This is a genomic window from Proteus vulgaris, from assembly GCF_011045815.1.
Taxonomy (GTDB): Bacteria; Pseudomonadota; Gammaproteobacteria; order Enterobacterales; family Enterobacteriaceae; genus Proteus; species Proteus vulgaris_B.
This window is the reverse complement of the sequence record NZ_CP047344.1, coordinates 1,527,490-1,552,905: the sequence shown is the minus strand read 5'-3', so window position 1 is coordinate 1,552,905 and position 25,416 is coordinate 1,527,490. Positions and strand designations below refer to the sequence as shown.

Below are 25,416 nucleotides of genomic sequence, written 5' to 3'. Positions count from 1 at the left end.
TGAGTAAATGTTGACTTACTTATGAGTAAAAAATGGCTACACATTTTCATGGGTAGCCAAAATCGACACGACAAAGGATAAATTAGAGCACGATTAAACAGGCTGAGCTTTATTTTGATCCCCATGTTGTAAGTTATCAAATGGCAATAACGCTTTCGAATCTGAGCGTAAAAATATAGCTGAAAGAAGTGTTGTTCCTATCACAATACAGCCCATCACCATATAAGTTGGTGCAAACCCATAATGATCATATCCATAACCTGCTAATGGTGAGAGCAATGTTGCAACAATGGAACTTACACATTGGAAACCCACTAAATAGAGTGTTGAAGATAAACGTTTATCAAAATGTTGACTGTTATATTTAAAAATTGAAATTAATAAGATAGGTAACTCAACGGCATGTAATAATTTCATACAAGAGATCAAGATTGGCCCTTCAACTAATCCAGAACCAATAATACGCGTGGCCATAACGCTACTAGCTAGCAATAAACCGTTTTTAGCACCAATTTTATTAACTAAGAAGGGAGCGATAAACATACCACCAGCTTCTAAGAACACTTGTAATGAATTTAGATATCCATACATCTCATTACCCTGCTGTAGAGTAGCAAATTGTGATGAGAAAAAGACTGGAAACTGTTGGTCATAAACACCATATACACAGGTTCCAATCACAAATAAAATAAGAGCCCAAAAACGAGGTAATGAAAGTAAATTAAGTGCGTCTTTTACAGTAATACCTGATGTTTTCCCATGCTCTAATTGATTAAATGCGTCTGATTTACCTGTTTTTAATAGAGCTAAAAGAATTAAGAACACGACACCAGAAATAGATGCCATCACAAAATTATAATTAGGATCGATATTAATATTGTGCCCAGCAACAAATGTTGCAGATGCCCACCCAAGCGAGCCCCACATTCTCGCCCTACCATATTCAAAACCACGAATACGACTCACACGTTCTGTATATGACTCTAATACACCAATACCTGCATTAAAGGTCATACCTACATATAACCCCCCAAAAATGGAACCAATAAAAATATTCCAACGTAGTATTGAAGCAAAACCAAGGAAAAATGGCCCAGAAAGAATAAGTAATATCGCAATCACTAATAACAGATTTTTTCTTAGACCTAACTTATCCTGAATAAAGCCATATAAAGGTTGTGCACATAATGCAATAAGAGAAATTGCAGAGAATATCAATCCGGTATCAGTCGCCTTTAACCCAACATACTGGTTTAGCCAAATAGAAACTAATGAAAATGATGAAGACCAGGTAAAAAAGAAGAAAAATAACAGCGCACTTAAAATCGCATAGTATTTTTTTGAGTCTTTGTTCATTGGTTAAGCGCCTTATAAAGTCATTCCACTTTTAAATGTTAACGTTAACTTTTCACTTAACAAACTACTATCTCACTATAATGTGATATAAAGCACAAAAGTTAACGTTAACAATTTGAGTTATGTGTTCTAACTCTGCTTTTATTTTTCATTGCTATTGTTCAAATAAAACGCACAAAAGGGATCAATATAAGTGAGGTATTCTTATACTTATCCTCACGGTTATGCCCTATCTCAGAAACTTTATTAGCCTACTTTAATCTCATATTTCACGTTTTCAACTTTATGGTTTACCATGTCTGCATATCTATCAAGCAAATAAATCATGGAAGGAAACCTTGTCTAACTCAGCGAAAACGCCCACATTTTATGTTCACGACTACGAAACCTTTGGTACACACCCAGCGCTAGATCGCCCAGCTCAATTTGCGGGTATAAGAACTGATATGGATTTCAACATAATTGAAGATCCTCTCGTTATTTATTGTAAACCTAATGACGATTATTTGCCCCACCCCGAAGCGGTAATGATCACGGGAATAACACCACAAATTGCGTTAAAAAACGGTGTTATTGAAGCTGAATTTACTCGTCAAATTCACCAAGCATTTAGCCAACCCAATAGCTGTATTATGGGTTATAACAACCTTCGATTTGATGATGAAGTAACCCGTAATATCCTTTATCGTAATTTTTATGATCCTTATGCCTATAGTTGGCAAAAAGGGAATTCTCGGTGGGATTTGCTCGATGTTTTACGAGCCTGCTATGCACTACGCCCAGAAGGTATTGTTTGGCCTGAAAATGAAGACGGTTTCCCAAGCTTTCGTCTAGAGCTATTAACTAAAGCCAATGGCATCTCTCATGAGAATGCACATGATGCAATGTCTGATGTTTACGCCACCATTGCGATGGCAAAAAAATTAAAACAAGCGCAACCGCGGATGTTTAATTATTTCTTTAATTTACGCGATAAACGTAAAGTTCAGGCGTTAATTGATATTCCCGCCATGACGCCGATTGTACATGTTTCAGGTATGTTTGGAGCCGCTCGTTCTAATTTAAGTCTTGTGGCACCATTAGCATGGCATCCTGATAATCGTAATGCTGTTATTGTGTGCGATTTATCTGCCGATATATCTCCATTATTAACCTTAACATCAGACCAATTACGTGAGCGTTTATATACGCCACGCAGTGAATTGTCAGTTGATGAGCCACCTGTTCCCATTAAATTACTGCATATTAATAAATGCCCTATTGTGGCTCCACAAAATACATTAAGACCACAAGATGCAGATAGAATTGGTTTAGATGTTGATACTTGTTTAAATAATCAAGCTATTTTATTTTCACATCCTGAAATACGCAATAAAGTCGTAGAACTCTTCGCTCAACAGGCACCTTTTGTTGTCTCTGATAATGTTGATTCTCAAATTTATAATGGCTTTTTCAGTGAAAATGATCGTAGTGCAATGGACATTATTCGCTCAACACAACCACAGAATTTACCTGCTTTAGATTTAACCTTTGAAGATGCAAGAATGGAGCCGTTATTTTTCCGTTATCGTGCCAGAAATTATCCATCAACATTAAATTATGATGAACAACAGCGTTGGCTCGCGCATAGAAAAGAAGTGTTAACGCCCGAAAAACTGACTGAATATATCAATACGATCCAGCTTTTAGCAGAAGAACATAGCGATAACGAAGAAAAACTAAAACAATTACAAGAGCTTTATTTATATGCTCAAGAAATTGCGAGTTAATACTATTCAATAAATTATTAATCATTACCAGAGATTATTATAATCTCTGGTATTAACACACCTTTTTAGGTATAAATTGATTATATATTTACGAATAGCTACGCATAAAAACTAAATACAAATAAATAAAATAACCACTCATATTTTATACCGAGGTTATTATGCGTTTTAATGTAAAAGAGTGGAATGCTGTTTCTGAGTTATTTACAGGAAGTTTATTATTAGGAAATGGATCATCAATTGCTATAGATCCTAATTTTAATTACTCTAATTTATTTTCCAATGCAAAGTTGCCAAAAAATGTAAAAAATATTTTTGATTCTTTTCACTCTCAAGATTTTGAATATATTTTAAGAAAGTTCACCCAAGCTACAGTAATTAATAGCATCTTCAATATTGATTGTAATGATATTCATCAGGCTCATAGTCAAGTAAAAAAAACCTTAATTAATACAGTTAAAGGTATCCACCCTTGTATTGATGAAGTAAGAGATAAAATTAATAATTGTGCTAATTTTATTAAGCAGTTTGACACAATATTCAGTTTGAATTACGACATTATGCTTTATTGGACTATCATGCAAGTTAATGATAATCATCCATATCCACTTTTTAAAGATTGTTTCAATCGTAGCAGTTTTTATGAAGATTTTGAAGAATACCGCGAATACAGAGGTAATCGTTCTAATCTTGTTTTTTATCCTCATGGTAATCTTATTCTTGCAAAGAATGAAAATGATGAAGAGTTAAAATTAAGTATTCAAGGTGACAACCATCTTATCGATCAAATTAGTCAAAATTGGGATGATCATAATTACTCTCCGCTGTTTATCTCTGAAGGTACAAGTGAGGAAAAACTAAAAACTATACGTTCAAGTAACTATTTAACACGTATTTATCATGAAGCTATTCCAACCATTAATGATAGTTTACTCATTTTAGGCTGGAGTATGGGTACTCAAGATGAACATATTTTAAAACAAATCCCTTTTGATAAAATCAACCATCTTGGGATCGTGATTTTTATGAATGATAATTATGAAGAGACATGCGATTATTTTTATTCTCGCATTCGTCATTTTATTAACCCTGATGAAATTGATGTTCATTTTATTGCTCATAACAGCGAAGCATTATGGGCTAATGACTAAATAGAAAAAAGGCAGGTTTTATCCTGCCTTTATCATTTTCAATTAAAAAAATAAAACTTATCCTTTATTCTCTACGTTACCTATTTTAGGCTCACTATGTGCATGCCCACATCCACACTCTTCTCCCCAATATTTTAATTTTGAGGTTTTACCTATACCTGGATTCATACTATTGGTTGGATCGTTATGTTTATAGAACGCTTTTAATTGAGGCTTTGCATAATACATATGGCCAACATTATGCTCTGCGGGGTACTCTGCCCCACGTTTATCTAATAACGCTAACATTTCTTCTTTTAGCGCCTTCGCATCAACACCTTTTTTAATAATGTAGTCCTGATGCATAACGTGGCACATAAAATGACCACAATAGAGTTTATAAAGTAATTTACTCTCTATTTCTGGTGGTAATTTTTCAAACCAATCTTTGTCATTACGACGCAATGCAATATCTAATGGCAATACATCTTCAACGTCATTCACATGAACAGCATGATAACGAACAGCGGCACCAGCAGCAGCAAAACGGTGCAAGAATGCTTTATTCCCTTCCTCTTCAGTGCATTCAAAATAATCACCCGAAGCTTGTTTAAAGTATTCTTTTAAATAGGTTGATGCCTCTTCAATGCCCTCATCAGCCATTCTTAACATTAAATGATGTTCATATTTATCGCGGAAATCTGTCATACGTTCGGGTAAATGAGCTGGCCATAATTTGCTCATAAACTGCATGGTTCTATCGACCATATTTTTAGGTAAAAAAGGGACTTTATTTAATACCGCATCTACTCGCCCTTTCACGGCAAATAAAATAGGCATTTTATCTGTACCCAATTTATCAATCACTAAAAATGTATCTTTTCCATACACTTCAGCCATTTTATAGTAGCTTCTATGCATATACTCTCCTGCAACAGGAAGCTTTTTAAAATGACTTAAAATATGGCGACGAACATCTTCTAGCTCGTCAGGATTATTAGTACCAATATAAAAGACTTGAGTACGATGATCCGCTGGGAATGTATCTAATCGCACAGCAAAAACAGATAATTTACCCGCACTCCCCGCAGCCTCATATAAACGACGTTCATCATTATTAAATCGAGAAGGCGTATTGGCATCTACATCACGCACACGTTCATGATATTCATGATCGGATGCTAATTTTTCTGTCGCTTGTATTTGTTTCTCATGGTAATGACGATTATCTAAATTGGTTAAAATCTCTTCTGGGGTTTCGCCTAAATCAATTCCTAAATGGTTAACTAATTCAGCCTCGCCTTTTTCATTAACACGTGCATACAGCGATAATTCTGTATAAGCAGGTCCTCGACGAACTAAAGCTCCGCCAGAGTTATTGCAGATCCCTCCAATAACAGAAGCACCAATACAAGACGAGCCAATAACAGAATGAGGTTCACGTCCTAATGGCTTTAATACTTTTTCTAAATGCCACAGCGTGCTACCAGGAAAGGCAATAACTTGATTATGCTCTGAGAGAACCTGTATTTTATCTTGACGTAATGTACTAATAATCACGATATCTCTATCATAATCATCGCCATTAGGCGTCGAACCTTCTGTTAATCCCGTATTCGCCGCTTGCATAATAATGATTTTATCAGCTTCAACACAGGTTTTAAAAACACGCCACTGTTCTAATAAATTGGCAGGAAATACAACTGCTAATGCCTTTCCTTGTCCTGAACGAAAGCCTTTACGATAACGTTCTGTTTTATGTGCTTGTGTTAATACCTGTTTTTTACCAACAATACTTTCAAGTTTACGAATAAAATGTTGATTTACAGAGCTATTACTCTCATTCATTTTCCCTATCCTATTCCTGTCTTGTCTGATTAATTTGTATTTTGCTCGCTTTTATTATTACTCATAATGCTACGTGCAAAATATAAACTTATCATTTATATAACTGCTTTTATACTGCTATCCACATTTCCAAAAAAAATAACATAATTTATGTTCAGCCATTTTTGTTATTTAAAAATATTTTTGATATTTATTTCTTAAATAGAATATTGGTAAGCCTCAATTTGCTATTTTATTCTATTATTAGCTTTTCTCTTGCTAGTCGATCCCATGCTTGGCAACTTCGACTTTTATAACCATTTTTATTATTTGCTAACGCCAATTGATATGACAATGTAGGTTCAACAACAGGAAGTACCACTAAATCACCTATGGGATTTTTATTGCACATACTCCTAGGCAGTAGTGTTACACCTACACCCGCTTTTACCATCGCTATAATTAAATCTAAATGATCACTACGTCCCGCAACAATAGGCGTTGTATTATAAATACCGCAGGCACTATAAACTAAATCATTAATGCGAAAATCTTCAGAGAAAAAAATAAATGATTCATTAATCAACTCGTTAAAATGTACTTCTTTTTTGATGGCTAAAGAATGTGATGGAGACACTAATAGCATCAAGCTTTCTTCTGAAAAAGGTGTTAATTCAAATATGTCATTATTAAAAGGTAATACTACGGCTGCGGTTTCTACTTTTCCCTCTATCATCGCTTCTGCCATTTGTTTAGTTCCTAATTCAAATATTTTTAGTTCAACCTGAGGGTGTAGAGAACTAAATGCCATAATAATGTCGGCAAAATATGTCGAAGCTATTACCGGAGGTAATCCCACATTTAATGTCCCTGTCAATGGTCCCGACTTGTCTTGTATAGCTTTATTCATACTATTAAATTGCGTGAGTATCTTTTTTGCATGTTCAAAAAGTATTGCACCATCATCAGTTAACCTTACGCCATTGACCTCTCTCACTAATAAAACAACACCTAATTCATCTTCTAATTTTTTAATACTGCGACTAATCGCAGGTTGCGTAATAAACAATGCATCAGCTGCTCGGCTAAACCCATTTAATTGAACAACCTCAACAAAATAGCGAAGCGTGCGAATATCCATTAGCAATACTTACCTTATTACATTTAGTTATACCCTCAATGATAATAAACCATTTCATATCAAATAATATCCGAGATAAAACATTAAGAATAATATAAATGAATAATTCTATTTTTATAGATTATTATTCGGATTTTATGGAGATAATATGAACAATTCCGTTATTGAATATATTTTAAACCGATTATATGACTTAGGTATAAGTGATATTTTTGGCGTTGCCGGCGATTACGCCTTTCCTATAGAAGACACAATTTGTAATAGCAAGCATCTGCGTTGGATTGGTAACTGCAATGAATTAAATGCAGCTTACGCTGCTGATGGTTATGCTCGAATTAAAGGTATGGCAGCGTTATCAACAACATTTGGTGTGGGTGAATTAAGTGCGATTAATGCTATTGCAGGCTCTTATGCAGAAAATCTACCTATTTTTCATTTAGTGGGTATGCCAGCAAGTGGCGTACAAAAAAGCAAACGTCTCGTTCACCATACCTTAGGTAATGGTGATTTTGATATTTTCTATCAATTAGCTCAACGTCTTGCGTGTGCTCATGCAATATTAACGCCTGAAAATTGTATTGCTGAAATGGAGCGTTTAATTGCAACAGCATTAAAAGAACGTCGTCCTGTTTATATTGGTTTACCATCTGATTATGCTGTGATGCCAGTGATAGAAAACACATCTGTTACCACACCGAAAAAACCAATAAGTGATAAAGAAATACTAGAAAAAGTGGCATCACTGATTATTGATAAGCTTACACAAAGCAATAATATCTGCGTATTACCTGGTATTTTATCCACACGTTTAGGGTTATCAGATAATGTCCAAGCTTTTATTGATAAAACAGGTTTACCTTACGCCACTATGTTTATGGATAAAAGTATATTAAGTGAATCTAATGCTCAATATGTTGGGATGTACGATGGAAAATTAATGACGCCTGATGTCAGAGAGTTTGTCGAAAATAGCGAGTATATATTAGGGATCGGTGCAATGATGACAGACTTTAATACCGGTAGTTTTACCGCCAGTATTAAACCAACGCAATTTATCAGCATCATGTCAGATTATGTTGAAATTGATTCTGTTGTTTATGATGATATTTATATGGAAGATGTTCTCTCAGCGCTCACAAAACAACTACCTTATAAAAAGTATCATCAGATAAAAGCTAAAGGGTTAAGCAACTCGGTTTTATCTGATAACGGTGAAATTACGGCTCAATACCTCTACCCCCGATTAGAGAAATTCTTTAAACCTAACGATATTATTATTGCTGAAACTGGTACATCATCAATGGGATTAGGGTTTGCTCTATTACCAGAAGATGTTCAGTTCCATAACCAAACATTATGGGGTTCTATTGGTTGGGCAACACCCGCATCATTTGGTGCAGCACTTGCCGCGCCTGAAAAACGCGTTATTTTAATTACAGGTGAAGGCTCACATCAATTAACCGTACAAGAAATTAGCCAATTTGTTCGCTTTGGACTAAAACCAATCATTCTTGTTTTAAATAACAACGGTTATTTAATTGAGCGGCTGTTGTGTGATTATCCCGAAGCTTATTATAACGATCTTGCTCAATGGAATTATCATCAATTGCCTAAAGCTTTCGGTGCAAAAGATTGGCATTGTGCAAAAGTTACAACGATAGATGAATTAAATAAAACACTTGAAATAGCCGAATCAACAGAAAGAGCCTCTTACATCGAAATAGTAACAGAGCGGTATGAAGCTTCTGAATTAGCACAAAAATTAAAAGAGTCTAAAGATTCGCTTTATTCGTTTTAACGTAAACATGTAAAACTAAATCTTAAATAAACTCATTTTATTAGGCTATAAAAAAGCCTAGCTATTATTTTAATCTTTTTTAGCTAGGCTTTATTTAGATGTAAACATAACATAGTAAAATATAAATTAATTTATAATTCCATGAGTTTACAATTAATTGATTTTTATTTTACTAATAATACAAAATTTATGTTATTAATTATAAATAACGTAATTCAAGTTTTGACATCGAAGATGCTACCGAATCTTTATCTTGAGGATTTTCTTTTATATAGTTTTTTGATATAACTCGCATTAATTCAACAAAATTTTTAGGTGATATAGTTGAAGATTCATAATCACCAATAAAAAAAGTTACCGCTTGAAAATCAGCGGGATCATCTAAATCCATATCTAATACATATTCAGAACCTTCACAAATAACATTACCAATTCCCCTAGATGCATCATAAATAAATTGTCTAAAATTCATTTTTTCCATTTTATACATCGTCTCTAATAAGTAGAATAAATCTCCACCATTATTTTCATAGAGATAATGTTCACTTTCTTTCAACCATTTTAAATTATCACTAGACTTCATCATCATAAGCACCTTGAGAATTAATCACTTTGTATATGGAAATAGATATTTTAGTTAAATGATAATAAGCTCACCATCTCTATCAAAAGGTTTTTTTACATCATAGTGATAAATTCTATTAGGATCATCAGTTGCTGTAAGTAAAAAGTAGTACTGAGTATAACTTTCCACTGAGATAAAAAGTGATTTTTTATCTAATAAATCATACTATTGAATAGTAGGTAGTTCCTCTCTCATTCCTGATTACATCAATATACTTCCTCTTATTGTTTTTTTGATTTCTATAAAAAAGAAGAGGATCATCGCCAAAGAGACCACCACTAAAACGCCCTATGCTGGTTAAAAAATCATAAAGGCTTGGTAGAGATTGGTCGTAATTTAGATTTGAAAAACTAGCGTCAAAGAATTAGTACTAAATAGCGAACCTCTAACTAACTATTATAGGTAAGTAACTGAATGAGTTTAATGTTACCCCCTTCATACGCCAAACCAGATTGTTAATAATCCAGTTGGCTGAAAAATAGGGTAGTCATACAAGACCCAGTGTGACGCTAATTTTTTCTTTGTAAGAATATTAGTGTCTTTTATGTTCTAAATAATTAACTAAACAAATTACTGCTCCTAAAAACAATCCCATTACTCCTCCTATTTTTAAGGCATCAATAAAATCAGTTAATTTCCAAATTAACGAGTTTTTTTCAAAATATAAAATTAGCTTAACTAGAAGTTTAATTAAGATTATTGTCAAAAAAATGGTTACACACATACTCAAAGACCAAAGTAAAAAGTATATTAATATTTTCATTTCTCATCCTCTGGTTTTAGTTCTTCTGTAATTATTTTATTTGCTGATTCAGAACCAATAGCTCCAATTGTACTTCCAACTATACTAGGAATAGGTGATTTAGAGGGAGAAATAGATATTGACGGCATTTCAGTTAAATATCGCTCTTTAAACCCACTAGCCCAAGGATTAAATTTATTTTCAAGACGATGAGTTAACCATTTTGTGCCTCCGTAGCCTGCTGTTGAACCCACTAATGCCCCACTCATAGGAACCCAAGGTGATTGCCCATCAATTAGACTTGAAATACCAGCGCCGGTTGTATTCGTTGTAAGCGTTCCCCAATACCCCATTCCTGGTGTTATTCCTCCTGTTAACAAAGAAGAACCAAAGCTTGCATAGCTAAAGCTAGTTTCTGGGTCTTGGTAAATATTATACCCTTGCATGCCTAAATTTGCTGTACCTGTAGTTGTTACACCTATCACACGGCTAGCGACAGTCGTGCTACCTAACCAACTAGAAACATAGGGACTAATTGCCTTACTCATTATTGGTAAGCCTAATGTTGTCGTCGCAACAATAGCTCGTGGAATATTATTCCCTCGCTGTAACTCACTATAATGTTCAATGATAGGATCCAGTTTTTTGATATTAGATTCAGTAATTGATTTACAATGAGCATTACAATCTGCTGATTGAATAAGTAAGATCAATTCATCTTGTTGTTGAACCAAATGTTCTTTAGTGATCCTAGTTTCTATCGCTTTTTGCTGTTGTTCCGTATCGACTTTATTTCCTAATTCAACTAAATGTTTCTTTTCCTCATCCGTAGAAGCAAGATAATACTTTTCAAGCCATGAAGTTATTTGTTTAGCTGTCAGATAATTATTCTCAACCACCACTTTCCCAGCTTGGGCGGCATTGGCGACGCCTGCGCTATTATCACCCACTAAACCACCAGCAATGCCTGAAGCTAACGTTGCCCATGCACTTATATTTTGCTTTTCAGTTTCAGTCAGTTCTTCTGGGGTTTTGCCATACAGTGAGTGCGATAAAATGCCCACGGTTTCACCTTTTGCTAATGCAAGGCCGGCATTGAGTAAACCGTGCGCTGAATATAACAGTGAGATACCACAACTCACCTTAAGCGGTAAATAGCTGGCTGAGGAGGAATAATACAGCTAAGGAGAACCCTGAGTGGGACTGGGTCAAAATTATTACACTAGAATGGCATTTTTAACAGTAAACTATCTATAATTTCTTTGTTTTCGGGATGCAACTTTAAATATTTTTCACAAGCCAAGCGAACATAATGATAGAAAGTATTTTCATCAACTATAACAGTATCTTCCTCCGTTGGCGGATAACCTATTGCAATTTCAACGCCTTTAAAATGATCTTCGACATCAAAACTATCCATATCAGGAAAGTGACAATAAGCTCCATCTGTATTTAGTGCCCATTTTTTTGATAAGAGCTCTATTGCCTCTACAAACCTTCCATCTTTATACATTCTATCAAAATATGATATAATGATTGGATTTAAACCAGCATTAACATCAAACCGTTCAAATAATTCTTTTTTCATATAGCACCTCAATTAGGATGAAAATTACGAACTTTACCAGTTGTTTTATCAATGTATATTCTAAAACTGACACCATCAACTGTTGCTGTAGCTTGTCCATCTCTGCTGTTCATTGCTTCTTTGTATCCTTTTGCTGACGCTTTCTGACCTAAGTCTAGTATTCTTTGATCTGAAAAAACTTTAGGATCATAAACTGTTTTTTCAAAGATTTCATTTTTATAGCCCCCATCAAGTTTTCCCGTTCTATCTTTGGTTGGTATTTGATAAGTAATATGAGTAATTCCTTTTACGTCAGTAAGTGTTTCAGACAAAATCTTTATGCTATTATCAGTTACAGCTTTATAAAATGAGTCAGAATTATGACCTCCAGAAATTCCTCTTTTTTGACTAAAACCATCGACTTTAGATACATGACCCGGCAATTTTTCTATATCAAAATTTATACCATTAGGGTAATCTATACGGCCTACTTCTGAGACATCTTTTCCTTTACTACCAGAGACTTGTTTTCCTGGATCTATCTTATTCTGAGACTCTTTATTATCCTGCTCTGGTGTTGGCTTTTTATTATTCTCATTACCCCTAATCGCCGTCGTTCTAACTGTTATCCCTGAATCTTTAGAGGGTCCTGACATACCAATACTATCAAAACCTTCCTTGCTTCCTAAAGCAACTCTTGCCCCAAAAGTCGCTGAATTGAAAATACTTTGGGCGCTTTGTTCATTTTCATTTTTTACGAAATTAACCAGTTGCCGTCTATCTTCTGCACTTAAAGAATCAAGCCAAGCAATCCATTTTAACGCATCTGCTTGGTCAATTCCGGTTTTTGTACTTTCCCATGAAGCAATCGTCTCAGGAATTTTTCCCTCTTTACCCTCTGCTATTGCTTCTTGTCTACGCCTTTCACTGATTTCACGATATTTTGCATAAATTATTTCTTTATCTGAACCCGTTTTGCTCGCTTCTATCAGCGCTTGCCTCATATCGAACACATCTTTATTAGTCAGATAATTATTCTCAACCACCACTTTCCCGGCTTGGGCGGCATTGGCGACACCGGCGCTATTATCGCTGATTAAACCTCCTGCAATGCCGGAAGCTAACGTTGCCCATGCACTTATATTCTGCTTTTCAGCCTCGGTCAGTTCCTCTGGCGTTTTGCCATAAAGTGAGTGCGATAAAATACCCACCGTTTCACCGGTCATCGCACCAGCGGCTTGTGCTGCCGCATTTTCACCTTTTGCTAATGCAAGACCCGCATTCACCAAACCGTGGGCTATCGTGCGCTGAATATCACTTTCAACACTATTGCCTTGAATTTGGTTTTTCACTTCATTGGCAAGATAAGGTGCGGAGCCATTAGCAATCGCAGTAACAATATTGTTACCCATTATACCTTGCGTAAATGCCGTGACTGCTTGAATAGCTCGGGTATATTTACCGCCCGTGCCAAAGTCAGACTGGTTGGTGTAATCTTGTAAACGTTGTTGGAAGAGGTAATTTTGAACATCACGTTCAGTAACGTTATCTTTAGTTTCAGAAAGGGCTTGGTAAATATTGTCGTAAGCCGTATCAGAAAGATTGTCGAGTCTTGAATCTTCTTTCGCTTGATGAGTACCACGAATGGTATCAACCGTGGTTGCCAAATCGATAACCTGTGCACCAATTTCACCCACTAATTGCTGTTTCTGTTGGCGGTTTTGCTCTTTTTCTTTGTCGAAAATTTTATTTAACGTGCTGTGGGCGTTGTCGGTATCTTGGCTTAATTGCGCGATATCTTGCTGTTGATTGTCGCTATCACGCACTGTCCATGTGCCTTGTGATACCGCAGATTGGGTAGTGTTTTCAGCGCTGTCACTGTGGTTACCTGCCATGGCTAATGCATGCCCCATATTCGCCAGCAGATTGCCTTCAACACCCCCTGAAGTACTTACACCACCAGATTGATGCTCAACTTTATATTCTGCGTAGTTATGGATATCACTAAAGCCTAATGTGCCTGTATCGAGCTGATTATTTTTAGCTTCTGCGGTACTGCTAATTACTGCACCATCAAGTTGGGTATGTTTACCCACGCTAATATCAAACCCTTGATTGCCTGCAAATAAGCCCGTTTGTTCTTCCACTGAGCGGTATTTGCTGTCCATTTTATCGCGACTAAACGAAATATTTGCCGAGCCTCCCGGTGTGCCCATTACATTGACACTACCACCTGCACTTTCACTCGATTGCTTCGATGTGTAATCATCAATCGCTTGCTGACTTTCAAGATGTAAATCACCGCCCACCTTAGCAATAACTTTATCGCCTTGCGCTTGAGCGCCTTTTAAGGTCGTATCTTGGCCACTTTGTAAGGTGAGCGTTTGCCCTGCATTTAATGTGCTATTGGTGTAATAGGTGTGGTCGCCCTCTTCAAAGCCTTTCGCTCGGCTACCATTGGCATTAATATTGACCCCGACACCACCAGAACCTACTGTGACACCAACACCGACAGACGCACTTTTACTGCTGTTTTTGCTGTCTATCGTCTCTTGGTTTTGTGCTGATTGTAATGTGATATCTCGTGTAGCACTTAGGGTAAGATCACCACCAGCCTGTAGCTCACTGCCTGTAATGGTGATATCGCCTTGCTCTTTTCCTGTTGCTGTAATAGAGAGGTTTTCACCTGCACTTAAGCTACTGCCTTGGGCAATATCTTGTTGCTGTATACGTTCAGACTCAGAGGAACTTTTACCATAAGCAACATTGGCACCAATCAACGTTGTGCTTTCATTATCAGTGCCAGATTGTGCATTATCTAATGCCACTGCACCTGTTGCCTGAGCCCCCGAAAGCCCCGCTTTGATACTCTGCAAGGTACTAATTTGGCTATCATCTGTTTCTTTGGCTGCTTTGTATCCCGCAATAGCACCATTAATTGCACTTCCTGCGGTACCACTTAGGGCGACGGTAAAACCACTCTGCTTAGTTTTGGTTTTGCTTAGCTCGGTGTAACTGTTGTCGGTAGCCAGAATATCAACAGAATCCCCTGTAAGAGATATCTCTTTTTTGGCGATCATTTCACTGCCATCAATGGTGAGATTATCCCCTGAACTAATGCGAATATTGCCATCCGTACTGCCAATCACACTGCCTTTTTGAGTCACCGCATTACTATTATTGAGTTGCTCAAATGCAGATTTACCCACAGTAAAGCCGATACCGCCAGTACCACCAATGCCTGACTTTTTGATTTTTTCTTCATAAGATTGGAAAGCAAGTTCTTGTGCGGTCGTCAGCGATAATTGATTACCCGCATCAAGATTGATGTCTTGTGTCGCAATAATCTCACTGCCCTGTGCAATTAAATCATTGCCAGCAGAAAGAGAAATTTCATTTCCTTTTAGCTGTGTTCCCGTTGCTTGTTTATTATGAATTTCAGCATGTGTAGTGCGAGTTTCCGAAGAGCCAAACGATTTATCTTTCGTCACACTGTGTGCGATTTGGTCAATAGAGGAATAACCACTTTTCAATGAAATATCATTACCGGCAGTTAATCCTAGCGAACCTGTAGCTTGAATATCTGTAGCAGTAAGATGAATATCTTCGCCCGATGTTATTGAGATATCACCTGCATAAAGATGAGATCCAATCTCCTCTTCGGTAGTTTTATGCAGATAATTATTACTCTCCCAATCTATATTCTCTTGGCGACGCGTATTAATAGTGCCTAATTCAATATTTTTGCCAGCCCTTAAAGCAATATTGCTATCACCACTCGCTAAAATATCTGTCGCTGTCAGCGTTAAATTATGCGTTGCTTTTAATGCAATCTCACCCTCTGGCTCTGTTAAATAAATAGCCGCACCACGGTTTAGCCATTGGTCGGTACTATTACCCGATACGGTTGCTGTACTAATAATGTCATTACCCGCTTGCAGATTAATACGGTTTTGTCCTGCAATTTGTCCGCCTTCATTTTTAATATCTTGCAACGCCAGTAAATCTACCGTTTGCCCTTTAATTAGCCCTTGGTTAATTAAATTATCGGTTGAAGCTTGTAATCCTGTTTTACTTAAAATCGTACCTTCATTTTTTAACTCAGGAATATTATTTAAAATAACCTCACTACCTGAAAGTAATGCACCACTGTTTTGCAAATCACCCGGTAGAACACGCGCATAAACTTGAGGCACTAATACCTTTTCAACGGAGCCATTAGGTAATGTGATATCTCTACGGGTTAATAGCACCATATCCGTTGTGATCATTGCCATCTGTTCAGCCGTTAATGTCACACCCGGTTTAATGCCGAACTTTTCACTAAAACGAATACCTGCATCCATTAAGGCATGATATTGCTGTTCGTTATCATTATGCCCATCAAGATATTGATTACCGGTGAGCTGAATAATTTGATCACGGACTATGCGTTGTTCATAGAAACCATCACCAATACGTTTATGCGTATTATTGTGATCAACAGATAATGCATTTTGCATATAATCTGAGCTTAACCACTCTCTTTTATTGGTAAAACGAGAGTCTGTTTCAACAATATATTGGCTATCGGTTCCTTTGTTTAAAGTAAATAAACGGTTTTCAGGAAGCTTTAATATAGGCGCTACGGTCTGAATTTTAACTTCTATGGTTTTCTCTTTCGTTGGCTTTTCTAACTGAGGAACGGTAATCACTTTACCAATCGGTAATTCAGGTTGTTTTTCTGCCCGTTTTACTTCTGGTAATACACTATCCGGTTGCGTAATCGCAGTTTGTTCAGCGTTAAATATTGAAACGGTGTCACCACTTTCTAATACAATTTCGGTCGATTGATTACCTTTAATCGCATCATCAAGTTTTGTCGTAGTTATTTTATTAAAGAGAGCAAGATCACTTTGGTCTGTTAATAAACCCTCTTTATATTTTGTTAATGATAGAGAGTCCCCCAAATCATAATCTGTTTTTTCAGGCATAATAGCGGTTAGCTCCTCAGTATCAACATCGACTTGATTATGATGAGCAATTAACTGACCAAATTTTCGGGTAGTGAATACTTTTATTTCACTCCGTTCACTTAATTCAGGGCGTTTATCTGAGGTGAGATCGGTATTTTCTTTATATTCAAGTGATCCTAATGGTAAGGATTTAACCACTTCAAAGGGACCATAATCACTACTTGACGTTGAACTGCTTTTCTTCTTACGACCCGTTTTACGTTTACCCGGTCTTTTATGCTTTATTGCTGTACCTTCATGGTATTCAATACGCTGACCTGCGGTTTCCTGATTATTAATATGCATACCATCAATAATCAATTTGCCACCTGCAATAATATGGCTATCAATATTGTTTAAATTATCACCTTTTAACGTGATATCTTTACCCGCCAATATTAATGCCGGATCACGATGTAATAATTTTGACTCTTCTGTAATTATCTTATATTTAAACTCATAGAAGTCTTTATATTGATGACCATTAATATTTAATAAATGTTCACGCGTATTGATGTTGTACCAAATTCGCTCATCATCAGAATCAAATTTATCACCACTATGATCGACACCAAATTGATACATTGGTACTTCAGATACTTTTTCGGGATCACTGATTTTTAAATAGAGGTCACGGTTATTAATTTCTGAAACATGAGCATATAAATTTCCACTCGCTTCAATTGATGCGCTTTCATTATTTAATACATTAGCAGCAACACTTTCTGGTCGATTCTCTGTTTCAAAACCCGCAATAGCCATATCGCCACCACTGTAAATAAGGGCGTGATTACGGTTATTTATTGTATTACTAAATAGTTGTAGATTTTCACGAGAAGCTAATACCGGGGCAAGATCTTCAAGCTGTGCATAATTATCAAATTGCTGGCTTTTTAGCTGGATATTATCACCATAAATGCGCCCACTCGCTTGGTTATAAATAGTATGAGCAACTAATGTGAGTGTGCCACCAAAAGCATCAATCAATCCTGTATTTTGCAGTTGTTCTGAAATAGTTAATGTCAACTGCTTTGCACTCATTTCGCCGTTACGTTTTTCATTATCATCGATACTTCTTTTGCTGCGAGTCGTCACCAAATCATCACTTTCTACTGGTGCTACTGATCCACTGTTATTTAAGTTTGTCGCTTGAAGTGAAAGCCTCTCACCCGCATAAATAAATCCAGCATTATGAATTTCATCCTCTGAAGAAAGTGTTAAAGAGTTCTGCGCTTTAATTTTGGCATCTTGTTCTAACTTAAAGGCGGTTTTTAATTGAATTTCACTATCACCCGCCGAAATAATTTCGCCATTACCACTCAGCTTTTCAGCCCATAAACGAAGCTGTTGTGTCGCGGCTAATAGCCCCTTTTTATTATCAATAGCTAATTTGTTTTCGCTTTTACCTTCAATGACCAACATTGCAGCAGATATCAAGCCATGTTGATTATTCAGGTTTTCAGTAGGAATTAATTTGAGTTGCTCACTGGCTTGAATAACACCTTGATGATTAAGCAAATCGTTTACTGCAATATGAATATTATTTGCTTTTAATCCTAGGTTTTCATCGTCTGTTTGCTGATTATCAAGCCGTTGAGCCGTTACAGTGAGTTGTTCTTGAGATTGGATCTGACCTATCTGGTTATTTAATTTCTGACTTAGCGTGATTTCGGTATTGTTACCCGCAAGAATAACGCCTTGTTGGTTATCAATACGCTTACCGTTGATCAGTAAGTTATTAGCTGATAATAGTGTTCCTTGCTGATTATCTAACTCACTTTGATTTAACTGAATATTCAGTTTGTCAGTTGCCTGAATATGCCCTTTTTGGTTATTAAGCCCTGCAACATTAAGTTGAGTTTCAGTCGCACCAATAACTTTGCCATTTAAATTGATCAGATCATTTTGTCTAGTATTTAACTTAAGTTGGCTATCTGATTGCAATAAGCCATCGGTATTAACCAATTCTTGAGAATGGATATTTAACGCTTTTCTGGCGTATAGAGTGCCTTGATTATTCTGTAACTTACCGCTGTTAATAGTGACCGCATTAAGCGCAGTTATTTTCCCTTGCTGGTTATCAATATCGCCACTGTTTAATAAAATCGCACCAGAAGATACAAGCGTCCCTTCACGATTAATAAGTGGCGTATTGGAGTGGCTAATCGTTAATAAATCGCCAGAAGAAATTTTTCCTTGATAGTTATTTAACTGTTCTGTTTGTAGGTCTGCTTTTTGCCCCACCGTTATTAGCCCTTGCTGATTATTTAATTTTTCAGGGCTAATTAATTTCAGCATACCAGCGACAGAAATTAATCCATTTTGGTTGTCTAGTTGCTTAACCGTTGCGTTCAGATTATGTTGAGTAATAATGCCTGCTGTCGCTTTGTTATCCGTATTCGTTAACTTACCATCGGCATTAATGGTGAGCGCTTTAACCGCGTAAATTAGCCCTTTCGCATTATTTATATTATTGGCATTAATGGTTAATTGATGGCTATTGCTGGCAATGCTCCCTTGTCTATTATCAAGATCGGTCACATTAATCGTTGCTTGCTTATTAGTGGTTATTTTTCCTGTTTGATTAACCAGTTGTCCACTATAAATAGTCAAGTTAGCTAATGCACTTATTAGTCCATTTTGGTTATTAATATTTTGTTTCTGTGTGTTAATAACGACATTTTGACTCGCACTAATCACACCTTTTTTATTATCAATTTCAGCTGATTTTAAATTTAACCCACCCTGTTTGCTGCCTAATTGTGCTTGGTGATTAATCAATTTTGCGCTAGAAATATTTAAGTCGTCATCAGAAATAATGCGCCCTTGAGTATTATTAAGCTCACCACTTTTTAGATCTAATTTTCCTTGGCTAATAATACCACCCGATAGCGTCTGATTATTATTTAACGCATAGCCTTGTGTATCTAAAGTGAAATTATCTGCTGAATAAAGTGTGCCTTGCTGGTTATCTAATGTTTGAGTCGTTAACTTAAAGCCGTTTGCCTGACTAATAACTTCGCCACCACGGTTGCGCATCCCTAAGTTATTAAGCAATAAAGATTTAGCAGAAAAGATATAGCCAGATTGATTATTTAAGTTACCTGTCACAAGGTTTAATACCCCATGACTAATAATCCCGGCTTGAGACAACGTGTTGCTATTATCTAATTGATTATTTTTCGTTGTGATATCTAATTGTGTTTTTGCCGTAATAAGACCATTTTGGTTATTAATAGCACCACTTTCGATTAATACCCGCTCTTCTATGCTACCAATCTTACCTTTCTTATTATTAATATCTTCAACAAACAGTGACTGTTTAGCCGTTGACGTGATTTTACCTTCAAGGTTATCAATATTACCGGCGTTAATTTCTAATTCGCCTTTACTTATAATACCGCCACTTGTTGCTGTATCAGTATTATCAATGCGCTGTTTGTCAGTATTAATATTTAATGCTGTATTCGCCGTGATAAGACCTGCATGATTTAACAATTCATGGCTGGCAATAATTAACTTGCCTGTTTGGCTTGCCAATACACCTTGCGTATTATCTAGTCGCTGTCTGTTGGTATTAATCTTTAATTCTGTTTTGGCTGTAATTAATCCTGATTGATTAAGTAACTGAGCGCTTTCTATTGCCAGTTTTCCAGCTTGGCTTGCTAGTGTGCCTTGGTGATTATTAATTTCACCTAATGTTAGCTTATTTTCTTGTTTCGCAATAATGCGACCTTGCTGATTATTTAATGACTTGGCTGTTATTTCGATATCACTATGACTTATCACACCAAGATCATCTAACGTATTGTTATTACTAAACTGATCAGATAGCTCTATTTGCAGTTTTTCTGATGAATAAATCAACCCTTCATCATTATCAAGTTCACTGCCTTCTAATACTAAATTTTGCTTAAGGCTTGCCAGTTTGCCTTGTTGGTTATTTAACTGATTGAAGGTAATTTTGCTACCATTCTCAGCCGTTAAATTCCCTTCATTGTTGTTAATATCACCGGCATTAAGAATTAGATTAGCTTTGGTTAAAATACCCCCCATATTTTTGCTGTTACTATTATCAATAACATTCCCGTAGGTATTAATTACCATCTCTTTTAGGGAGTAAATTAACCCGGAAATATTTTTGATTGAGGCTGAATCAATAGAAATTGTGCCATTATCAGCGGAAATAACCCCCTTATTATTAACGATTTGTTGCTGATACGTGTTGATTATTGCATTGTCTTTTGCAATTAACTGACCATCTTGATTATTGAGTGCGCCACTATCTATGGTGATGTTTTTTTGGCTAACAATTCCGCCACTTTTCAAGGTTTGTGAGTTATCGATAGCATATTTATTTGAATCTAATTGCAGAGAACCTTGAGCCGAAATAACGCCTCTACGGTTGTCAATTTGATGTGTATTTAAAGTCAGTGATGACTTCTCACTTCCTAAACGACCTTGATAGTTAATTAAATCGCCATAAGATAAAACACTCGCACTATTGCGCGCAATTATTTTACCGAGCGAGTTATCTAATTTTGCTTTAATTTCAATGAATAATGCATCTTGGCTAGTGATTTTTCCTTTAGTATTATTTAACTCACTCTCCATTATAAGTGTCATTAATTTATTAGAGACAAGTGATCCTTGCGTATTATTTAGTGCTTTTTTTACCTCAATTTCTAACGTCTCATGACCACTTATTTCTCCTTGAGTATTGTTTAATTCGCCATTAGTTAAAATATTAACTGAAGCATTACTAATCAACTTTCCTTTGGTGTTATCTAATTCACCCGTTATAATATTGAGTGCATTTTTACTCAATATTTGACTATTGGTTTTAGTACTTTGGTTACTTAAACGCTCACCTTGTGTATTAATGGTGATATTATTGGCACTTATTGAGCCATTATCATTAACCAGTTGTTTCGTCGTAAGTGATAAATCGCTGTTTAGACTGCCTAATATGCCTTGTTGATTGATTACGTTGCCACTTTTAACAGTTAACTGATCAGCAGAAATAATACGACCTTGTGTGCTATCAATATCTCCACTATTAATAGTTAATGTTCCTTTTGCTTCTATCCCCTTATTACCATCAATCGTTTGACGATTAATCAGGCTATCACGCAAAGTTAATTGTAATTGTTGAGGAGAAAACAGATGCCCTTGGCTATTATTTAGCGATATTCCTTTTAATGTTAAATTCGCTAATTCACTCAGAATTTGGCCCGATTGGTTAGTCACCGTGTTAGTTTGTAAGTCAACTTGTTGCTTTGCTAGAATTTGTCCTTGTTGATTATCAAGATCACCACTGTGAATATTTAATCCACCTTGACTAACTATTCCGCCACTTTTTTGTGTTTCACTGTTGGTTATTTTTTGCTGGTGGCTATCAATAATGAGATCTTTACCGGTAATAATCAGCCCAGCGTGATTATTTATCGCACCTGTTTTTAACGTTGCATGATCAGATAATATTAATTGACCAAGTTGGTTGATAAAACCCGCTTTGGCTGTATTTAATTGCAATTGACTCGCACTAATCTCACCTTGGCTATTATCTAATGATCCCGTATTCAGTAGTAAGTTTTGTGTTGCCTGAATACCTTGATCTTTTTGTGTATTACGATTAATTAGCTGCTGGTTATTTGAGTTAATAGTGATATTAAATGCCTGTATTAACCCTGATGTATTATTCCATCCTTGCGTATTAGCCGTAAAATCGCCTAGTGTAACGATTTTACCCTGTTGGCTATTAACCGTTTTACTTCGCAGATCAAGACTATTTTTAGCATTGATAATCCCTTGGCTATTGTTAATGTCACCAACGTCTAGATGCAATTCTCCTCGACTAATAATACCGCCAGATTGATGCGTATTTTGGTTATTTAACTCGCCGTCTTGTGTTGTTAACCACAAAGATTTTTCTGATTGAATAACCCCTTGGCTGTTATCAACGTTATTTGCCGTTAATCGTAGCTTGTCTTGTGAAATAATTACACCTTGTTGGTTATCTGCATTTCCCGTTAAAGTGATATTTAACTGATTAGCGCCAATTTCACCTTTAGCGTTATTTAATGTACTCGCTTTTATTTCACTATTGCTTTTACTGACAATTTTCCCAGCCGTGTTATCAAGCTTATTGTTCAGGGTGAGAACAATGGTTTTATCAGCATTAATATTGCCTTGCTGGTTAGTTAATATATTGGTATTAAGTTTAAGAGTGTCAGTGGATATCAATACGCCTTTATTGTTAGTCATGGTTTCTTTGGCGGTTATATCTAGGCGACTTTGATTTAAGGCTCTCACTTTACCTTGTGTATTATCTATCTCTTGGGCATTGAGTGTTAATGCACCTTGCGTTTGAATATTACCACGTTGGTTACTGAGTGTTTTTTCTACGTTAATCGATGTAAGTTCAGTACCCGTTTGCTTTAAATTAGCGTCATTATGGTTAAGATTAACGGCACTAATTTCTATTTTTTTCGCTTGGGTTGTGGCTTTTTCTAAATCTAAATTTTGCCCTTGCAAAGCAAGCTGCCCCGTTGTTAATAAGGAACCTTCTTTACCTAATAGCATTTCGGTTTTTAGGGTGATAGCACCTTGTTGGGGGAGTGATATTGTGCCTTGTTGATTATTAAGCACTGTTGTTTTAATCATTAATTGGCGACCAAGACTTTGAATATCACCTTGTTGATTATTCAGCTTTTGATGATTTAAAGAGAAGTTTCCAGCAGTATTAATTTCACCTTCTTGGTTATTAAATACAACAGAATTGAGTTTTAAATCATAACGACCTGATTGGCTTAATTTACCTTCACGATTATCAATAAGGTTAGGCGCAATAAGTTGAAGCTTATCACCGCTGATCTCGCCTTTATGATTAATAATGTCTGTTTTGGCATTAAGCATTACCGTATTGGCATTAACTTGAGCAAGCTCTGTTTTAATTTGCCCTACTGATGCCGTAATTTGTAGATCTTTACTTTGCGTTTGGCTGTTTGAAATATTGACATTTTTAGCCGTCAGCTTAATTTTATCGCCACTTAAATGCTGACCTGCAGAAATAATATCATCCGCTATATTCAATGTTAGCGATGCCGAATTAACTGCATTACCGCTATTATCGATACCTGCACCTAGTTGGCTCTTTTGTGTTGCCAAATAACCTTTAGCATCAATTTGAATATTCTCTTGAGCGACTATTTTGCCTGATGCGGTTTGAGAAATGTTTTCTGTTGTTTTTAGCTGAATATTATTTTTAGCTTGTAGCGTGCCACTATTAATAAGATCACCAGAGGTATTTAACGCTAGGTTTTTATCGCCTGCAATGACACCTTGGTTATTTACACTTGCCGTATTAATTTGTAATTGTGTTTTAGACTGAATGAGCCCCGTATTTATTAGCTGTCCATTTTCATTGAGTGTTAACCCTCCAATATCTGCGCCTATTTCCCCTGCATTGCGTACACCAACACCATGTTCTGTACCAACCAATTTAATTTTGTTGGCATACATACCACCAACCAGTGCCACATCAATGGCATAATCATTTTGTTTAGCTGCCGAGTTGTCTTGGCTAATCACATTGCCATCGTTATCTAAGGTATTCTTACCCGTCGTAATTTCTAATTTATTGGCTTGAATGCGTGAATTAACCTCTACGGCACGTGCTAAGATACGTGTGTAATCACTTTGGCTATCATTTAGACCATTACCAGAAATAACAATTTTACCATTGTTAATTTCATATCCGGTTATTTCACCTTCTTGTGTTAACGCATTTCCGGCAACGAGTGTGGTGTTAACCGCATTAATAAACCCACATCCTTGGCAACTAATTCCTGCTGGGTTGGCAATAATAATTTCAGCTCGTTTGCCAGCAACTTCAATAAAACCATTAAGCTGGCTCGGATTTTGGCTATTAATTTCATTTAAAATAACTTTAGCTTCACCATTAACAAGCCAAGGGTTGCCCGTTACCATGCCCGCTAATTGAGTTTGCGTATCTTGCAGACTGTTATTAAGGATCGCACCTTTATTATCCACATCAAATTGCGTAAATTGGTTACGTGATACTCCATGTGGATTGGGTTGTTGAATATTAACTTGAACTAAACCATTGCTTGTTTGCAATACTGTGGCTTGTTGATTTTGAGGAGCCTGTTGATCAGCAATAATCTGGCTCGCTTGTGCTGAAAAACTCACTAATCCCTGCATCACTAATAGAATAAAGGCGACACTATTAAGTGAAGTACGGATAGATGAGGCAAAAAGGCTATTTCGCTTATTGCTTTCGCCACAAGATTTCGTTAATTCAGAAACGACAACCATTAATTGTCGAGTACGATTATAAATAACGCGATAACATAATTTATTCATGTGTGAGATCCTTGCCAAAAAGACAATATAAATTTCATTTAATTATTATTTTTTATTTAATATTTAAGTTAATGCTGTA

Annotated in this window: 10 protein-coding genes; 3 read left to right on the top strand and 7 right to left on the bottom strand. The window is 36.1% G+C overall.

Annotated features, from left to right (window positions below; all coding sequences use genetic code 11):
* Window positions 1-93 precede the first annotated feature (93 nt).
* On the bottom strand, window positions 94-1,356 hold the full coding sequence (locus GTH24_RS07095) for an MFS transporter (RefSeq protein WP_115351031.1): 1,263 nt from the start codon (window positions 1,354-1,356) through the stop codon (window positions 94-96).
* Between the two features lie 338 nt (window positions 1,357-1,694).
* Here GTH24_RS07095 and sbcB point away from each other — a divergent pair, with 338 nt between their 5' ends.
* Entirely contained in the window at window positions 1,695-3,125 is a 1,431-nt protein-coding gene (sbcB, locus tag GTH24_RS07090) for an exodeoxyribonuclease I (RefSeq protein WP_164526150.1), read from the top strand.
* Between the two features lie 161 nt (window positions 3,126-3,286).
* The gene (locus tag GTH24_RS07085) at window positions 3,287-4,276 is read left to right on the top strand and encodes a DUF4917 family protein (protein WP_072069909.1); all 990 of its coding nucleotides are present in this window, start codon (window positions 3,287-3,289) and stop codon (window positions 4,274-4,276) included.
* Between the two features lie 57 nt (window positions 4,277-4,333).
* Here GTH24_RS07085 and dld read toward each other — a convergent pair whose 3' ends face one another.
* Window positions 4,334-6,103 carry a D-lactate dehydrogenase gene (dld, locus tag GTH24_RS07080; RefSeq protein WP_072069910.1) on the bottom strand — a complete coding sequence of 590 codons (1,770 nt, stop codon included), beginning with the start codon at window positions 6,101-6,103 and terminating at the stop codon, window positions 4,334-4,336.
* Window positions 6,104-6,335: 232 nt separating this feature from the next.
* Window positions 6,336-7,223 carry a LysR family transcriptional regulator gene (locus tag GTH24_RS07075; RefSeq protein WP_115351028.1) on the bottom strand — a complete coding sequence of 296 codons (888 nt, stop codon included), beginning with the start codon at window positions 7,221-7,223 and terminating at the stop codon, window positions 6,336-6,338.
* A gap of 148 nt (window positions 7,224-7,371) precedes the next feature.
* Here GTH24_RS07075 and GTH24_RS07070 point away from each other — a divergent pair, with 148 nt between their 5' ends.
* Complete coding sequence (locus GTH24_RS07070; protein WP_164526149.1) at window positions 7,372-9,021, top strand: alpha-keto acid decarboxylase family protein; 1,650 nt, start codon at window positions 7,372-7,374, stop codon at window positions 9,019-9,021.
* Window positions 9,022-9,220: 199 nt separating this feature from the next.
* On the opposite strand, the gene GTH24_RS07065 is transcribed toward GTH24_RS07070, so the two are convergent.
* From GTH24_RS07065 to GTH24_RS07050, 4 genes are all read right to left on the bottom strand, one after another.
* The gene (locus GTH24_RS07065) at window positions 9,221-9,607 is read right to left on the bottom strand and encodes a hypothetical protein (RefSeq protein ID WP_082151817.1); all 387 of its coding nucleotides are present in this window, start codon (window positions 9,605-9,607) and stop codon (window positions 9,221-9,223) included.
* 798 nt (window positions 9,608-10,405) lie between these two features.
* A complete protein-coding gene (locus tag GTH24_RS07060) occupies window positions 10,406-11,452 on the bottom strand; it encodes a VENN motif pre-toxin domain-containing protein (RefSeq protein ID WP_164526148.1) in 1,047 nt (348 codons plus the stop codon).
* Window positions 11,453-11,610: 158 nt separating this feature from the next.
* Entirely contained in the window at window positions 11,611-11,976 is a 366-nt protein-coding gene (cdiI, locus tag GTH24_RS07055) for a ribonuclease toxin immunity protein CdiI (protein ID WP_164526147.1), read from the bottom strand.
* Window positions 11,977-11,984: 8 nt separating this feature from the next.
* Window positions 11,985-25,337: a hemagglutinin repeat-containing protein gene (locus GTH24_RS07050; RefSeq protein ID WP_164526146.1), complete on the bottom strand. Its 13,353-nt coding sequence runs from the start codon at window positions 25,335-25,337 to the stop codon at window positions 11,985-11,987.
* Window positions 25,338-25,416: the final 79 nt, after the last annotated feature.